15 protein-coding genes are annotated in these 17,007 nt (G+C 62.4%); 11 read left to right on the top strand and 4 right to left on the bottom strand.

Features of this window, described 5'->3' with window-relative positions:
• Positions 1–129: 129 nt before the first annotated feature.
• From dsbD to PCO31010_RS21965, 8 genes are all read left to right on the top strand, one after another.
• Positions 130–2,088: a protein-disulfide reductase DsbD gene (gene dsbD / locus PCO31010_RS21930; RefSeq protein WP_246184722.1), complete on the top strand. Its 1,959-nt coding sequence runs from the start codon at positions 130–132 to the stop codon at positions 2,086–2,088.
• Entirely contained in the window at positions 2,085–2,921 is an 837-nt protein-coding gene (locus PCO31010_RS21935) for a TlpA family protein disulfide reductase (protein ID WP_150666151.1), read from the top strand. The genes dsbD and PCO31010_RS21935 overlap by 4 nt, the downstream gene beginning before the upstream one ends.
• A gap of 3 nt (positions 2,922–2,924) precedes the next feature.
• The gene (dsbG, locus tag PCO31010_RS21940) at positions 2,925–3,749 is read left to right on the top strand and encodes a thiol:disulfide interchange protein DsbG (protein WP_246184723.1); all 825 of its coding nucleotides are present in this window, start codon (positions 2,925–2,927) and stop codon (positions 3,747–3,749) included.
• 401 nt (positions 3,750–4,150) lie between these two features.
• Positions 4,151–4,738 carry an anthranilate synthase component II gene (locus PCO31010_RS21945; protein ID WP_150666152.1) on the top strand — a complete coding sequence of 196 codons (588 nt, stop codon included), beginning with the start codon at positions 4,151–4,153 and terminating at the stop codon, positions 4,736–4,738.
• Positions 4,739–4,814: 76 nt separating this feature from the next.
• A complete protein-coding gene (gene trpD / locus PCO31010_RS21950; RefSeq protein WP_150666153.1) occupies positions 4,815–5,843 on the top strand; it encodes an anthranilate phosphoribosyltransferase in 1,029 nt (342 codons plus the stop codon).
• 30 nt (positions 5,844–5,873) lie between these two features.
• A complete protein-coding gene (trpC, locus tag PCO31010_RS21955; RefSeq protein WP_150578535.1) occupies positions 5,874–6,686 on the top strand; it encodes an indole-3-glycerol phosphate synthase TrpC in 813 nt (270 codons plus the stop codon).
• 144 nt (positions 6,687–6,830) lie between these two features.
• On the top strand, positions 6,831–7,526 hold the full coding sequence (locus tag PCO31010_RS21960; protein WP_150666154.1) for a CYTH domain-containing protein: 696 nt from the start codon (positions 6,831–6,833) through the stop codon (positions 7,524–7,526).
• 62 nt (positions 7,527–7,588) lie between these two features.
• Positions 7,589–8,476 carry a uracil-DNA glycosylase gene (locus tag PCO31010_RS21965; protein WP_150666155.1) on the top strand — a complete coding sequence of 296 codons (888 nt, stop codon included), beginning with the start codon at positions 7,589–7,591 and terminating at the stop codon, positions 8,474–8,476.
• Here PCO31010_RS21965 and PCO31010_RS21970 read toward each other — a convergent pair whose 3' ends face one another.
• Positions 8,477–9,730 (bottom strand): type II toxin-antitoxin system HipA family toxin, encoded by a 1,254-nt coding sequence (locus PCO31010_RS21970; RefSeq protein ID WP_246184724.1) that lies wholly within the window; start codon positions 9,728–9,730, stop codon positions 8,477–8,479.
• Positions 9,714–10,061 carry a helix-turn-helix domain-containing protein gene (locus tag PCO31010_RS21975; protein WP_150666157.1) on the bottom strand — a complete coding sequence of 116 codons (348 nt, stop codon included), beginning with the start codon at positions 10,059–10,061 and terminating at the stop codon, positions 9,714–9,716. The genes PCO31010_RS21970 and PCO31010_RS21975 overlap by 17 nt, the downstream gene beginning before the upstream one ends.
• Before the next feature lie 248 nt (positions 10,062–10,309).
• Here PCO31010_RS21975 and PCO31010_RS21980 point away from each other — a divergent pair, with 248 nt between their 5' ends.
• The 3 genes from PCO31010_RS21980 (at position 10,310) to PCO31010_RS21990 (ending at position 15,242) form a co-directional block, all read left to right on the top strand.
• The gene (locus PCO31010_RS21980; RefSeq protein WP_150666158.1) at positions 10,310–12,565 is read left to right on the top strand and encodes a TonB-dependent receptor; all 2,256 of its coding nucleotides are present in this window, start codon (positions 10,310–10,312) and stop codon (positions 12,563–12,565) included.
• Between the two features lie 320 nt (positions 12,566–12,885).
• Positions 12,886–14,028: a hypothetical protein gene (locus PCO31010_RS21985; RefSeq protein WP_150666159.1), complete on the top strand. Its 1,143-nt coding sequence runs from the start codon at positions 12,886–12,888 to the stop codon at positions 14,026–14,028.
• Positions 14,025–15,242, top strand: coding sequence for a trypsin-like serine peptidase (locus PCO31010_RS21990; protein WP_174985045.1), 1,218 nt, complete (start codon positions 14,025–14,027; stop codon positions 15,240–15,242). The genes PCO31010_RS21985 and PCO31010_RS21990 overlap by 4 nt, the downstream gene beginning before the upstream one ends.
• On the opposite strand, the gene PCO31010_RS21995 is transcribed toward PCO31010_RS21990, so the two are convergent.
• The gene (locus PCO31010_RS21995; RefSeq protein ID WP_150666161.1) at positions 15,243–16,148 is read right to left on the bottom strand and encodes a pirin-like C-terminal cupin domain-containing protein; all 906 of its coding nucleotides are present in this window, start codon (positions 16,146–16,148) and stop codon (positions 15,243–15,245) included.
• Between the two features lie 43 nt (positions 16,149–16,191).
• A complete protein-coding gene (locus PCO31010_RS22000) occupies positions 16,192–16,791 on the bottom strand; it encodes an FMN-dependent NADH-azoreductase (protein WP_150666162.1) in 600 nt (199 codons plus the stop codon).
• Positions 16,792–17,007: the final 216 nt, after the last annotated feature.

Raw genomic sequence — 17,007 nt, forward strand, 5'->3', positions numbered from 1 at the left:
GCCTCGTGACATGTTACGTATATCGCGCATCGCGATGATGCAGGACTGTTGGCGAGACGGGGTGTTAACTCTCGGTTAATCGTTCTGCGCCACGCTCTGTCTTGCTTCGACCGCCCCGAGGAGAACAGATTGCTTCGCCGAATACTTTTCATCTTTGTGATTTTGCTCAGCGCACTCAGTGCGCTTGGCGTCACCCTCGTGACGCCCGCCGCCGCCGTGCTGCCGTGGCAGTCCGGAAATCAGGTGCTGGACGTCGCGCAAGTGCTTCGCCTCGATGCACCTCGCCGTGAAGACGGTGTCATTATCATCTCCAGCAAGATTGCTAAGGATCACTATGTTTATCGTCATTCAATTCGCGTAGAAGATTCCGACGGCAAGCCCGTCCACTTCACGCTGCCCGATGGCACCCGACACTTCGATGAGTTCTTCGGGAACACCCAGATCTTCTATGACGACGATTTGCATGTGAAGTTGCCTGAATTGGCGGGAATGGATTTCGTTACGCTTTACTGGCAAGGCTGCGCCCAGGCAGGGATTTGCTATCCCCCGCAAAAGGTGCGAATTTCGCTGAACGGCGATTTCCCTTCGGGCGGGTACAAGGACGTGTCGACGGCGCTTGCCGCGCTTTCCGTTCCGGCCGCGACCTCGGCACCGGCGGCACCGGCGGCTCCGGACGACGCGTCGGACGCCCCGGCGCCCCCCACCGCCAACGCGGCGGCGACGGCCGCTTCGCCCGAGACAACGGGCGACACCGAAACGCTCGCCGCCGATCAGGCCGCTGCCGCCCAGCTCGCGGCGCTCGACCCCATCGCAGCGAAATTGCTGTTCTTCGGCTTCGGACTGCTGCTGGCGTTCACGCCGTGCGTGCTGCCGATGGTCCCCATCGTCTCGACGATGATTGTCGGCAATCGGCCCTTGCCGTTGCGCGCTTTGGCACTCTCAAGCGCGTATGTCGTCGCGATGGCATTGACCTACGCCAGCGTGGGCGTGGCGGCTGCCCTGGCCGGTGCCAACCTTCAGGCGACGCTGCAAGCACCGTGGCTCCTGAGCGCGTTCGCCACCCTCTTTCTGGTGCTCGCTGCGTCGTTGTTCGGACTATTCGAACTGCGCCTGCCTGCGTTCATCATGAATCGTCTGGACGCCGCTGGTCGTAACCGCACAGGCGGCAGTCTCGCGAGTGCGGCCGCGCTCGGGTTTCTTTCGGCCCTCCTCGTCGGCCCCTGCATGACGGCGCCGCTGGCGGGCGCACTGCTCTACATCAGCCAGACAGGCAATGCGTGGATGGGTGGCGGCGCACTGTTCGCCATGGGCCTCGGCATGGGCACGCCGTTGCTGGCGATATCGCTGTTCGGTGCGCGTGTGCTGCCTCGCCCGGGGCCATGGATGGTGCGTGTACGCATCGCCTTCGGCTATGTCATGACGGGAATGGCCATTGAGATGCTGAGCCGTTTCCTGCCTGGGCACGTCACGCTTGGGTTGTGGGGCGCACTCGGCGTCGGCCTGGCCGTGGGCATCGGCGGCTGGGCATGGGCGCTTCGCGGCAAGCCTGCGTGCTGGACGCTAGTATTTACCTCGACGCTCGCCGCGCTCTGGTCGGTGCTGTTGCTCGTCGGTGCAGCTTCGGGCGGTGAGTCGCTGTTGCGTCCGCTGGCGCGGGCGGATGGCGTAACGCTCACCGGGAGCGATGACACGGGCCAGCGCGCAGGCAAGTCGGTGAATTACGTCAGCGTGAAATCCGAACAGGACGTGGATGTGCGCATCGCGCAAGCCGCTGCCAAAGGGCAATGGACGCTCATCGATTTCTACGCAGACTGGTGCGTGAGTTGCCACGTCATCGAGCGCAACGTCTTCGGCGATCCGGAAGTGGCCGCGCGTCTGGCGCGCATGCAGATATTGCGCCCCGACGTCACCAAGAACGACGATATCGATCAGGCGCTGATGAAGCGCTGGGGCGTGATGGGACCGCCCACGCTCATCCTCGTCGATGCGACGGGCAAGGAAGTGCGCGCGCATCGCATGGTCGGTGAAATGACCGCACAGACGTTCCTGCAACGCCTCGATGCGGCCCAAAACACGGAGGCTTCATGATTGGACTCGGCCCGTTCTCCGCGAAGACGGCAGCCCTCGCGGCAGCGACGATCCTTGCGTGGCTGATGGCGCGTTATCTGCTGCGAAAAACGGATGCGGTTTCGCGACGCGCCGGTGCCGGTGTACTGCTCGACGCCCTCTTCGTCGGTCTGTTCATCGCACGTGCAGCGTATGTGATCCGCTGGTGGCCCGAATACGCCGCAAGGCCGTGGTCGTTCATTGCGATTGGCGACGGCGGTTTCGACGTCTGGGCCGGGGCGCTCGCCGCCCTGGCATGGGGTCTCTGGCGCACGCGCCGGGATCGGGCGCAGCGGCGGCCGATGCTTGCGGGCATGGCAGCTGGTCTCGCGATCTGGGGGGCAATCCTCGCGGGTCTGGGTGTCGCGCTGCGCGATGCTCCGCCTCTGCCCTCGCTCACGCTTAACACCCTCGACGGGCGCACCGTCGCGCTGGAAAGTCATCGCGGTCAGCCCGTCGTCATGAACCTCTGGGCAAGTTGGTGCCCGCCGTGCCGACGCGAAATGCCAGTGCTTGCACAAGCACAGAAGGAATATCCGAACGTGCGATTCCTGATGATCAATCAAGGTGAAGCAGCGCAAACGGTGGCCGAGTTCGTGCAATCGCAGGGACTGACGTTCGACCATCTGCTGCTCGATCCCCAGTCGCAGGCCATGCGCGTGTCCGAAACGCGTGCGCTGCCCACCACGCTGTATTTCGACACGAATGGCCGTCTCGTCGACGCTCATCTGGGCGAACTGACGGCCGCGCGCTTACGCGACGCGCTGCATCGCCATCTTCAACAATCCCCGGCGTCCCGTACGCCCAAGGAGTAATCCATGCCGGTTCGCAAGACTCTCGCTCTCGCCATCAGCTCGCTCTCGCTGCTCTGTATGTCGACGGTCGGCGTTGCCGCAGATGCAGCACCCGCATCGGGTTCGCCCACTTCTTCCGCCACTGCTCCCGGTGCCACAAAGCCGGTCATCGTGCAGGCGCTGGAGCACGAAGGCGTGACATCTCTGCAACCGTTCGACACCGGGGTCAAAGGCCTCCAGGCCTTCGCCGGACTGGCCGGTCAGCAGCCGATGGCGGTCTATTTGCTGGCGGACGGCACCGCCATCGTCGGTACCCGCATCGGCGCGGACGGCAAACCGCTCGACATCGAGCGCGTGACGCAACTTATCGAAAAACCGCTGGGCGATACGATCTGGTCGAAGCTCGCCGCCGCGCACTGGGTGCAGGACGGCAAGAAAGACGCACCGCGCATCGTCTACACCTTCAGCGACGCGAATTGCCCTTACTGCAATCGCTTCTGGGAGACGGCTCGGCCGTGGATCGACTCGGGCAAGGTGCAGATGCGCCACGTGCTCGTCGGTGTCATCAAGCCCGACAGCGTGACGAAGGCAGCCGCGATCTTGGGCGCACCTAACCCGTCAGCCGCACTGCTTCAAAACGAACGAAAGTTTGCGCAGGGCGGCATCAAACCCGCACGGAGCGTTACCGAGACCATTGCGAAGAAACTTCAGAGTAACCAGATGCTGATGGCCGAACTCGGCTTCCGTGGCACGCCCGGTATCGTATATCGCAACGACAAGGGCATTGTGGAACGGGCGAACGGCATGCCTCCGTCCAATGCGCTCCCGACCATCCTTGGCGAAAAATGAGCCACGGCCGGGCGGGTGGCGACGCGCGCCCGTTTCGGCATACCTGCCGGCAGGCGTCGCAGAATCATCGAAGACTGGCGGGCGTCAGGCGCACATTCTTGCGGGAATCGGCCATAAGACGCCCGAATTTCGCCGAATGGCCGCTTTTTGCGACACCCATTCACGGCGCGCCGGAGTTGCTGCTACAATCGGCATCACCATGAAGTCGCATCAGCCTTCCTCCCTCCTCTGGTCGCCCCTGACCGCCGCCCTGCGCTGGTGGCGGTAACCCGCCACGTCTATCTCATCCCCATAGCGCCCTCCCCCGCGGATCGCGAAGTCAATGTGGGGGCACGCTCAGGGGACACTCGCTAATTCCATGCGTTCGACAATCCTTTGTCACCAGACGAACAGGGACCATCATGCTGCTGATGATCGACAACTACGACTCGTTTACCTACAACATCGTCCAGTACTTCGGTGAACTGGGCGAAGACGTGCGAGTCTTCCGCAACGACGAAATCTCGCTCGACGCCATCGCCGAGCTTGCCCCCGACCGCATTTGCCTCTCGCCCGGCCCCAGCTGCCCGGCCAACGCGGGTATTACGCTCGACGTACTCAAGCGCTTCGCCGGTGAAATCCCGATCCTCGGCGTCTGCCTCGGGCATCAGGCCATTGGCGAAGCGTTCGGCGGCAAGGTCATTCGCGCGCAACAGATCATGCACGGCAAAGTGAGCGAGATCGAAACCACGCAGCAAGGCGTATTCGCGAATCTGCCCAAGCGCTTTACCGTCACCCGCTACCACTCGCTCGCCATCGAGCGCGCCTCGTTGCCGGAATGTCTCGAGATCACCGCATGGACGGACGACGGCGAGATCATGGGCGTGCGCCACAAGACGCTCGACGTCGAAGGCGTGCAATTCCACCCCGAATCGATTCTGTCGGAGCATGGCCACGCCGTGCTGCGCAACTTTGTGCAAGCTGCGCCGCGTACGGCCATTGCCGCCTGAGACATCCCAAAGCGCGTCCGAATCAGCGAATGCGCGCTATGCACCCGACAAGCACCGACAGAGGAGAGGACAACAAATGATTACCCCGCAAGAAGCGCTTCAGCGCACGATCGAACACCGCGAAATCTTCCACGACGAGATGCTGCATCTGATGCGTCTCATCATGAAGGGCGAGATCTCGCCCGTCATGTCGGCCGCGATCATCACCGGTCTGCGCGTGAAGAAGGAAACCATCGGCGAGATCGCCGCAGCCGCGCAGGTCATGCGCGAGTTCGCCAATCACGTGGACGCCCCCGCCGACGAGCACTTTGTCGACATCGTGGGCACCGGTGGCGACGTGTCGCATACGTTCAACATTTCGACGGCCTCGATGTTCGTGGCCGCCGGTGCAGGCGCGAAGGTCGCCAAGCACGGCAACCGTGGCGTGAGCTCCAAGTCGGGCAGCGCGGACGTTCTAGAGGCGCTCGGCGTGAACATCATGCTCTCGCCCGAACAGGTGGCCGAGTGTCTGCGCGAAGTCGGCATCGGCTTCATGTTCGCACCGAACCATCATCCCGCGATGAAGAACGTGGCCGCCGTCCGGAAGGAAATGGGTGTGCGCACGATCTTCAACATTCTCGGCCCGCTCACGAATCCGGCTGGCGCACCGAATCAGTTGATGGGCGTGTTCCACCCGGATCTGGTCGGCATTCAGGTGCGCGTGATGGAGCGTCTGGGCGCGGAGCACGTGCTCGTCGTCTACGGCAAGGACGGCATGGACGAAGTCTCGCTCGGCGCAGCCACGCTCGTCGGCGAGTTGAAGGACGGCAAGGTCACCGAGTATGAAATCCACCCGGAGGACTTCGGATTGCAGATGGTGAGCAATCGCAGCCTGAAGGTCGGCAGCGCCGAGGAATCGAAGACGATGCTGATCGAAGCACTCAACAACACTGAAGGCACCGCCCGCGAGATCGTGACGCTCAACGCCGGAACCGCACTTTACGCAGCCAATCGCGCACCGACGATCGCCGACGGCATCAAGATGGCCCGCGAGTCCATCGCCAGCGGCGCGGCCCGCGAAAAGCTCCACGAATTCGTCACGTACACGCAACGCTTCAAAGCATAACCTTCAGCAGCCCCAGAGTTATCTACCGATATGTCTACCGTTCTCGACAAGATCCTGGCCGTGAAGGCCGAAGAAGTCGCCGCTGCAAAGCGCGTGCGTGACCTCGCGAGCCTGCGCCGCGACGCGGAAGCGACCGTTGGCGACAGCGCGCTGCGCACCCGCGACTTCGTGGGCGCACTGCGCACGAAGATCGATGCTGGCCTGTCCGGTGTCATCGCAGAAATCAAGAAGGCCAGCCCGTCGAAGGGTGTGATTCGCGAGAACTTCGTGCCGCCGCAGATCGCCGAGTCGTATCAGCAAGGCGGCGCGGCGTGCTTGTCGGTGCTCACCGACGTGCAGTTCTTTCAGGGCGCGCCCGAGTACCTCAAGGCAGCGCGCGCTGCGTGCGATCTGCCGGTCCTGCGCAAGGACTTCATGATCGACGCGTACCAGGTGTACGAAGCCCGCGACATGGGCGCCGACTGCATTCTGCTCATTGCGGCTGCGCTCGAACTCTCGCAGATGCGCGATCTCGAAGCGCAGGCGCACGAGCTGGGCATGGCCGTGCTCGTCGAAGTGCACAACGGTCAGGAGCTGGACGCAGGACTAGAACTGCGCACCCCGCTGCTGGGCATCAACAACCGCAACCTGCACAACTTCGAAGTCACGCTCGACACGACGCTCGGCCTGCTGAAACATATCCCGCAGGATCGTCTGGTCGTGACGGAGTCGGGTATCCTTTCGCGTGACGACGTAACGCGCATGCGCGCGGCCAACGTCAATGCCTTTCTCGTCGGCGAAGCCTTCATGCGCGCGCCCGAGCCGGGCGACGCACTCGCCACCCTGTTCGACATGCCCCGCTGACCCGCATCTTCGCGAGTCATGCAAGCGGTCGATGGCGCGGTGTCCCGTGATGGGGCACCGCCCGGCTTCCGGCAAGACGCGTCGCTCCGGCACGGTGTCGCGATACCCGGCACGCCCGGCGTCCCCCACACAGGAGCGGCCCCGATGGCCATCGAACGCGAACTCAAACTAGCCCTCCCGGGCGACCTCCCCGCAGCACGCGCGGACGTGCTGATTGCGCATCTCGACCGGTTGCCCGGCGCTGAAGCGCGCGGCGAACGTCATCTCGTCAATCGTTACTTCGATACGCCGGATCTCGCGCTCGCGAGCGCCAAGGCTGCGCTGCGTCTGCGCTACGTGGCCCGCGACGCTCATGCCGGACAGTGGCTGCAAACGCTCAAGTCGGTGGGCGAAGCGCGCGACGGACTGCATGTGCGTCACGAGTGGGAACAGGCCGTGCAAGGCGAGGCGCTTGAACTCGCGCCCCTCATCGCCGCCTGCGATGTACCGACGACGGCCGCGCTGTTGCGAGACGAAGGCGCGAAGGTCGTGGCGCAGTTCGAGACGAACTTCGTGCGACGCCTGTGGCGCTACGTCGCGGGTGACGGCACGGCCGTGGAAATCGCGTTCGATCGTGGCGAAGTCGCCGTGCAGGCCAACGGCCAGCGTCACACGGAACCGCTCATTGAAGTGGAACTGGAATTGCTCGATGCGCCCGACGACGGCCACGACGGTCAGGGCGAACGCATTCTCCAGGCACTCGCGCAAGACCTGCGCGCGGTCTTGCCGGAATTGCACAGCGACAACGTCAGCAAGGCGCAGCGCGGCTATCGTCTGCGTCAAAAGGTGCTGGGCGGTTGAACGCGCTTCGAGCTCGCACTTCGACGAACCCGTTAATTCAGCAGACTCCGCACATATCACGCATGGCATCACGCTCACGAACTGCAACCGCCCAGAACGCCGACGAGGCGCGACAAGGCTCTCTCTTCGGCGAGACGAACGGTACGAACGGTACAAACGGTACAAACGGTACAAACGAGACGGGCGAGACGGGCGACACCCGGAGTGACAGTCCCGTCACCGTGGCCGGTCCATTGAAGGGCCGCGTCGAAGACCAGTTCGCTGCGCTGCCCGACGCGTGGAAAACGCTGGTCGCCCCGTTCGTGCAGAGCGCCGCTTACGCCCCGCTGTGCCAATACGTCGACGCCGAAGTCGCGGCGGGCAAGACCGTCTATCCGGCGGACATTTTCCATGCGCTGCGCATGACGTCGCCGAAGGACGTGAAAGTCGTCATCCTTGGACAGGACCCGTATCACGGCGACGACAACGGCATTGCGCAGGCGCACGGCATGGCGTTTTCGGTGCAGCGCGGCGTGCGCGTGCCGCCGTCGTTGCGCAACATCTACAAAGAGATCGAACGGGATCTGGGTATCGCGCCGCCGTCGCATGGCAACCTCGACGCCTGGGCGAAACAGGGCGTGCTGCTGCTGAACACGACGCTCACCGTCGAAGCCGCCAATGCCGCGAGCCACGCGAAGCCCTTCAAGAAAGGCGGATGGCAAGCCTGCACGGACACCTTGCTCTGCGGCCTCGCCGAACAGCAAGGCCCGCTGGTGTTCCTGCTGTGGGGTAGTCATGCGCAGGCGAAAGCCCCCCTGCTCAACGGTCACGGCCATCTGCTGCTCGAAGCGCCGCACCCTTCCCCGCTATCGGCCCATCGCGGCTTCCTCGGCTGCGGCCACTTCAGCGCCGCCAACGCTTTCCTCGAAAAGCACGGCAAGACGCCCATCGACTGGCAGGTTCCGGCGTAGTCACGCGCGCACGGCAAAGCGCTTCCCGGGACCCACAGCGGAACAGCCTTGCGCCCACTCGCGGCGCATGACGCCGAGGAGTTCGGGGTCGATGCGAGGTGCGTGTTTGTCGAGCGTCGCCTGCATTGCAGTCTCGATACGCTCGACAACCCGCTCCGGGTGAGCGACACCACAGACGGTTCTGCCGAACGTCATCAGCGCCTTCGTGTCGGGATAAGTTCGCTGCTTGTTTAGCTTGAGCGCCAGCGTCCGATCCGTCAGCGTGCGGCCCGACTGAGGATCGAAGTGCGAATAGACGGTCGTGGTCACAACGTCGAATAACGGTGCCAGCGAGGGCGCGCGTCCGCCGGGCCGATCATAGATCAGTCCAAAGTTCTTGAGATGCGCATCGCCGTTACGCACCATCACGGACAACGTCACATAGTCGAAGAATCGCACGAGACTTTCGGCCCGGTTCTCGGCGCACAAATAGCCAATCATCTCTGCAATCCTTTCGTAGGACCCAAGATACTTCTGTTCGGCTGACCGCCCCAGCAGCACCGCCATGTCCTCGAATCCGAGTTGTTGCCGCGCGTCGCCCTCGAGATCGAAACGTCGCATGACGAACAACGATCCGTCGTCGGAGAGCCAGAACTCCGGCACGCTAATCCCGGCTTCGCGGGCGGCGGCCATACAAAGGAACTCGTTTTGCGCGAGATGCGCATAGTCTTCTCCGGCAGCCTTGACGATCAGGTCCGGCGTGACTGCCGTGCTTTTTTCCACGATGGGTGTGAGCGCATCGGCGTCCGGCATCATGACCTTGGGCTGGAATCCGGAAATGCCCGACGACAGGTAGAGGCCGACGAGATGGTCGAACAACTCGTCGCTTGCCCCGGAGTTCAGCAGCGTCGACAGTCCCACTTCTGCGCGCAACGACTCGCGCGGTTTCTCCGGCACGAAGTAGCGAAGACGACCAATTTGATTAGCCCCCGTGATCGCGAGCAGTCGCATGTCGTCAAGGCGCATGAACTTGCCGAAACGCTCCCGAAGCTTGTCGAGCAGATAACCTTCGGGCCGATTCATGGCGAAGACGCTGGGTAAGGCGGTGTCGGCGTAACTCTCGGCGCGGTACGGCATGACAAGCGACACCTCGCGCGAACGTTCCGAAGTGGCGTAATTGAAGACGTAGCGCGATTCTTTCGTGAGGGAACCGGCATCGCCTTGCGGAGTACCGATGATCAGTGATTTGAGCTTGGCATCATCCATCGTCGTCATCCATGCGACGTATGTCGTCGTAGTTCAGTCGCGCGGTATCCAGACGAAGTCCGAGATCGAGCGCACCGAGCGCCTTCATCACCGCATGAAGGCCGACATTCTCGCCCTTTTCCAGCTGAACGATCGTCATGCGACTCAAACCCGCATGCTCGGCGACCCAGATTTGCGAACGCTTGCGGGCCTTGCGGGCCCGCTGAAAACTGGCCCCGAACTGGCTTGGCAGGACGTCAATAGAAAAGTCAGTCATGGCGATCATTTTCGGGAAATTCACTTCCCATGATAGCCAACACTGACAAAAACGAAAGTCCAATATGTAGGTGATAACGATCATTTTTAATTTTTTTTCGAGAAATGATCGTTAAAGCTTACAAAATGAATCACGCAAACTGCGCATCGCTTGACTCACAACAACGTATACGATTCTGCATACGCTCTTAAGCATTTACATACAAAAGTGAAGCCATTACACTCCATTTCCGTAATGAGAATCCATATCAATCTCATTAACAAAAACTACTAAACCGTGCGTTACCCGGCCTGCGAAGTGTCCGAAGGTGGCGCCGCAGCTGGAACACACGTATGTCTACCGCCTTTCAGACGCGCGAGCGTCTGCTCGCCGTCGCCTGCGCCCTAGTCGTCGCTGGCAGCTTCGCCACCCAATCCGCTCACGCTCAAACGCCTGCCAACACTGCTGACGCGGCGCCGCAAGCCACTGGCTCGACCAACGCTCCGGCCGTCGCGCTGCCCACGACGCAGGTCAACGACAGTGCCGTGTCGTCGGCCATGCAGACGACAACGCTGCCGTCTTATAAGTTCGTCGCCCCGCTGCGCGACACGCCGCGCTCGATCACCGTCATTCCCGAGGAGCTGATCAAGCAGACGAATGCCACGACCTTCGCCGACGCGCTCAAGACCGTGCCCGGCATCACGTTCCTCGGTGGCGACGCTGCGGCGAACCCGTCCGCCGACCGTCCGGTCATTCGCGGCTTCGAATCGCGTAACTCGATTTTCGTGGACGGCATGCGCGACTCGGGCGTGCAGAATCGCGAGACGTTCGACATCGAGAACATCAGCGTCATCAAGGGCCCGGACTCGGTCTACGCCGGACGTGGCGCCGTGGGCGGCAGCATCGACATCACCACGAAGACGCCGCGACTGGAAGACTTCACCAACGCAAGCTTCGGTCTCGGGACCAACAGCTACAAGCGTCTGACGTTGGACGTGAACCGTCAGGTGAACGACCAGACTGCCGTGCGCCTGAACATGATGGGTCACGACGCCGATCAGGCCGGTCGCAACAACGTCTACAGCAAGCGCTGGGGTATCGCACCGTCGGTGGCGTTCGGTCTGAACAGTCCGACGACCGTCACGATCAGCTATTACCACCTGAATTCGTACGACATGCCGGACTTCAGCGCACCGTTCCGCTCGGCGGGCGGCACGCCGGACGGCGGCTTCCAGCGCAACCAGTTTTACGGCCTGAACAATCGCGATTACCGTCGCGGTCAGACGGACACTGGCGAAATCAAGGTCGAACACCGCATCAACGACACGTGGAAGATCAAGAATACGACGATGGTCGGCCGCTCGACGCTCGATTACGTCGCCACAAACCCGCAGTTCCAGTCGGCCACGTCGAACATCATCTCGCTACAAGCCAAGAGCGGTAAGTACGCCACCAACAGCATCGCCAACCAGACGGAACTGACCGGCAAGGCCACGCTGTTCGGCTTCGAGCACACGCTCACGACGGGCCTGGAGTTCAGCAACGAGCAAAGTCGTTACGAGGGCTATCTCGTCGCAGACAGCGCAGGCAACAACATCCGCTCGGGCGGTCCGTGCTCGATCGCGTACAACTGCACGACCATCGGCAACTGGAACCCGGACAATCCGTGGACCGGCACCCTGACGCTTAACGGCGACAAGGCCTTCCCGGGTGCCGCCACCAACACGCGTACGAACACCGCGTCGGCCTATCTGTTCGACAGCGTGAAGCTCTCGGACCGCTGGCTGCTCAACACCGGTGCGCGCTTCGACCGCTTCGACGTGAGCGCCGTGCAAGCGGGTGCCCCTGACCTGAACAACACTTCGAACCTGTTCAGCTTCCAGTTGGGTGTGGTCTACAAGGTGCTGCCGTCGTTGAGCCTGTACGCGTCGTACGGTACGTCGGCCAATCCGCCGGGCGCGAACAGCGGTCTGGGCGGCGGTACCGATCAGATCACCGCGACCAACAACAACCTGTCGCCCGAACGTAGCCGCAATATCGAAGTCGGCGCGAAGTGGGACGTGATCGACCAGCGCCTGTCGCTGACCGCAGCCCTGTTCCAGACAGACAAGACGAACGCTCGCGTCTCCGACGGTCTGGGCGGCACGATCAACGCGGGTAGCCAGCGCGTGCGCGGTGCAGAACTCGGCTGGGCAGGAAATCTGACGAACCACTGGCGCGTGTTCGGCGGCTACTCGTACCTGAACGCGATCACGACCGATGCCGGTCCGGCCGCTGCGCCGGGCTCGAACGGTCTGCCGATGGTGATGGTGCCCAAGCACAACCTGACGCTGTGGACCGACTACGAAGTGATGCCGAAGCTCACGCTGGGTGCAGGTATGACGCTCTCGAGCCTGACCTACGCATCGGTGTCGTCTACCGTGCGCAAGTGGACGCCGGGCTATGCCCGCTTCGACGCGGTCGCCACGTACCGCGTGTCGCGCTCGGTCGATCTGCAACTGAACGTGCAGAACATCTTCGACAAGAAGTACTACGCCAGCGCTTACCCCATCTACGCCACGTGGGCACCGGGCCGTACCGCCATGCTGACGCTGAACTTCCATCAGTAAGCGAGTTGTTGTCGGCCCGCTCACCTTGCTGATCGGGCTGACGCAGGAAATCCGGCGAGTGCCGCCGGGCTTCCTGCAAATCCCTCCCTCATCCTCCTCCCCCGCCGCACTTCCCCCGTCTGGCCTCGATTCGTTGTTACAGCGAAGCCTGATTTCAAACACTCGACTCACATCGCCCGTTTCATTGTGTGACCCCAGTCTGCGTGACATGATGACGCCGCGCGGCAGACGGGATGCCATTCGAGTGTCCACGCACCGCATGAAAACAATCAGAAGACGTTCGTCATAACGCAGTTTGCCTATTCGTACGGGGGTTCGAGATGGCAAATCGGGGAGTCGCTGTCACCGCGTGTGCCAATGCCGCGCGGTCGTTCGTTATCGTTGTCGCCATCGCCGCACTCGCGGGATGTTCTGCGACGCAGATCCATAGCAAGGATTCGCTGCAAAGCGCCGCCGATGGTTTCGACGCAGCCGTCAAAGCCTCTGCCGACGCCTTCGATACCGAACTCAAATCCCGCTCTCGCGTGCGGCGCATCGAAGCCGTCGAATACTACGTGCAAACACGTCACGTGAAAGCAAACGAGGTCCGTATCTTCGACATCGATGCGGACGACCCGCAAGGCTCTTTCGCTCGCTTCGTCTGCGCCGGAACGGACGACTTCGTCAGAGAAAAAGCCGCCCTGTCATTCGACACGGCGTACGCTGGTGGCCTCAAACAAGTGCTCGCCGAGGGCGACAATTCCATCGGCGGTCAGTGGTCTCGCTTTCAGGCGCTACGCAAACCGATCACCGTTCCGGGCATTCCCGACGGCACGGTTCCAAAAAACGCCGTCGCCGCCTGCGCCGCCGATTTGAAAAGGCGTCTGATCGACTGGAAGCAGGGACGCCCGTCGACAGCGGTGTCGACGGAAGCGGTCACCGCCGTCATTCCGGTCGCGGTCGCCGCCTATAAGGCGCTCGCCGCGCTCATTCAGACGGGATTGACGGCATACAACGACATGGCGGCCAAGGAGCGCTTCGCCAAGTACGTGAATGAATTCCATCCCCAGTTTGAAACGGTGATGAACAATGACTTCAAGGAATCGACCGTCGCAGACGCGTGGAACCGGCGTCAGATCGCGTCGCTGCAACGTCCCTATGCGACGTTCCTCAAGCTGTTGCTCACGCCCGCAAAAATCTCCAATGCCGACGACGACATTCGCATTCGCGAACTCGGCATGCTGGCCAACGAACAACTCGCCGAATACGACGCCCTGCACGCCAGCCCGTCGCCGGTCCTGCTACGCAACAAGCTGATCGAGGCCGAAAGCCAGTTGGTCACGCTCGTCAACGACAAGCACGTTTCGATCGCCGAGCTGGTCGCGTTCTTCAAGGAACTGAAGGACGACTTCGATAAGGCCAAGACCCAGTACGCCGCCGCCGACGCTGCGGTGCGCGCCGTTCCGGAGGCATGGAAACAATGAACCGGCTAAATCTTGGGATAGCCATCGGCGCGCTGATCACGAGCTATACGATCCATGCGGGGGCACAGACGCAGGCCCCGAACGTCGCCACTTCCGCGGCCACGCAGGCCCGACAAGAAGCCGAGTCGCTCGACGTGAAATCGCAGTTGCAGCGTCAGGATCTCGCGCTTAAGAAGGAACAGGCGGTGTGGCTGAAGAACTCACAGACGCCGCTCGTCGCCGCGAAGGTGCAGGAGATCGATCAGGCGCGCAACAATATCGCCGCCGCCTCGCGCTTGCTCGACGGCGAACCGCCGCAATCGCTCAAGGACCTGAAGGAGAAGACGGAGACGATTCGCGTCGTCACGCGCCCTGTCTATGGTGTGTGCTCGGGCGCCCCCTGGGCAAACGATCAGATGACCGCTTGGCGTAGCTGGCGCGATTACATCGGCGATGTGTCGTCGTCACTCGCTACAGTGGCGAAAAGCGTCGGCGTGATCTTCCAGTATTACCAGCCGGACGCGGCAGCGAAACCGACTTACATGAGCGTCGGGGCGACGGCGTTCGTCGTGGGCAAGTCTCACATCATCACGAATCGGCATGTCCTTCAGAACTACGCTTATATCGATAAACAGGGCGCGTGGCGTCTCTACGGCAAGCAATTGCTGGTCGTATCGTTCCCTCTGGAGTATTCGAGTTGCGCCACACGCTCGCCGCAGCGAGATGTACGCATCGTCGCCATCGAAGCGGTGGGCGGCGACGGCGAGAACAACGACTACGCCATTCTCCGGACGGAAGACAACGCACTGCCGCCTGCCGCACCGCTCGCCGCCAACTTCAATCTGACCGAAGGTTCGCGTGTTGCCGTCATTGGATATCCGTCGCGTCCGGTGAGTTGTGCCGGGGCCGATGCCGGGGACGATTGCACCTATCTGTCGGAGAAGCAGATCGATACGATGTTCAAGCTGCCGGACAGTCAGATACCGTTCCCCGCCGAGCGCATCGCGCCGGGCATGTTGTTGATAAACCCGAGCCTCGACCCGCAACAGTTCTCTTACGACTCATCGACGTGGGGCGGCAATTCCGGCTCGCCGGTCGTGCGCCTGTCCGACGGGATGATCGTTGGACTGCACTACGGTGGCTACGGGGGAGATAGTGAGAAGGCGACATATAACAACGCCATCAAAGTCGACCGCATCCGCAAAGCGCTTGCCGATGCTGGGGTGACTCAGTGATTACTTCCGCTCGACGCAAACGGGTGTGAGCACGCCCATCGATCCTTGCTGATAGCGGCGAGTGAGGGCGACCAGATCGGCTTCGTCGCGTGCGGCGAAGTTGCCGCGATAGACCACGGGGGCGTCCAGCGGTTCGCCACCGGCGAGCATGAGGCGTGCGCCGCTGCGTCCTGCCAGTTGCCAAGTGCCGGGCGGCAACAACAGAGCCTGAACGCTGCCTTCCACACGCAACGGGTGTCCGGCGACTGCCGCGTCACCCTGTGCGATCAACGCGATCCAACGGCGACCGTCGCACGGAATGTCGAGCGTCCGAACCGCGTCGGCATGCCAGTCGAGCTGCAGCAACGTCGTGCAACCGCCGTCGTTGCGCTCCACTGCATGCTCAGCCCAGCGTCCACAGATCAACGTCAGTTCGACATCGCCCTCGCGCCAGCGCGGCATCGACCCGGCGCGCACGACCGTCTGCACGGGTGCGCCATGCGGATGCTGTCCGTCACGACTGACGACCATGCGCACGCCGCGCACTGAAGCGCACGCGTTCTCCGGGACGTCTTCATGCACCGTGCCGCAATTCGTTTCCAGCCAGAGCAGATCGCCGGGATGCAGCGTGTCGTCGCCACCGTGGGCGTGACGGCTGCGCAGCGAGGTCGTCGATTCGGGGAAAAGATATGTCGCCACGACACACCCGGCATGCGGATGCGGCGGAATGCACGCGCCATGACGACGGAAGAGGTCGACCGACAGGAACGGGTCCGTGTGCTCGACCTGATCGAAAACACCCGCTCCCGCCGCAGCCGCACATCGGCCGGGACGGGAAACGGGAAGCACGCGCGGGATGGCGTTCGCACCGGCATGGGCGGCCGGGCGCTTGGTCAGACGCGGATGCAGGGGCGTCGGATGGGCCATGGGGGAACCTGCGCGTGCGGGAGAAGCAACAGCGATTCGACGATTACAGCGCGGCGATGGCTTCGCGGGCACCGGCGAATGCGGCAGCCGCCGATTCCGGACCACGGGCGAGACCTTCGGCGTAGATGAACGTCACATCCGTCATGCCGAGGAAGCCGAGAATCGTCTTGATGTACGGGGTCTGGCTGTCGGCCGGCGTGTCCTTGTAGTTGCCGCCGCGCGCAAACGCCACGATCACCTTCTTGCCCTGGATCAGGCCTTCCACGGTGCCGTCTTCGCGATAACGGAAGGTCACGCGGGCACGGGCGATCCAGTCGAAGTACGCCTTCAGTTGCGTCGGCACCTGGAAGTTGTACAGCGGCACGCCGAAGACGATGGTGTCGGCGGACTGGATTTCGGCGATCAGTTCGTCGCTGCGGGCGATGATGGCCTTTTGTTCGTCCGAACGCTGCTCTTCCGGCGTGAAGAACGCGCCGATCACGGCTTCGTCGAGGTGCGGCACGCCATCGGCCAGCAGGTCACGCACAACGACCTTCGCGCCAGGGTTCTTGGCAACGAGTTGCGCCACGGTTTCGTTAGCGAGCGTGGTCGAGTTGGCGCCTTGCGAGCGGGCGGCGGAATTGATTTGCAGAATGGTGGTCATGTCACTGGCTCCAGAGCCGGGGGTGTTCCCGAAAGTTCGTAAATCCGTTCGTGCCAGGCGTCCCGCTTTGGGTCGCCTTGAATTGCACGTCGGCTTGGGATGAATTCTAGTTACCCCCAAAAATGAAACAAGCCGGTAAAATCGAATTGTTTGTTCCCATTTTGGAACAATGAAGAAGCGCCGCAGGATTGAGGGGCAGCACCGCCGATTTCACTG

Source organism: Pandoraea commovens, assembly GCF_902459615.1.
In the GTDB taxonomy this organism is placed as follows: domain Bacteria; phylum Pseudomonadota; class Gammaproteobacteria; order Burkholderiales; family Burkholderiaceae; genus Pandoraea; species Pandoraea commovens.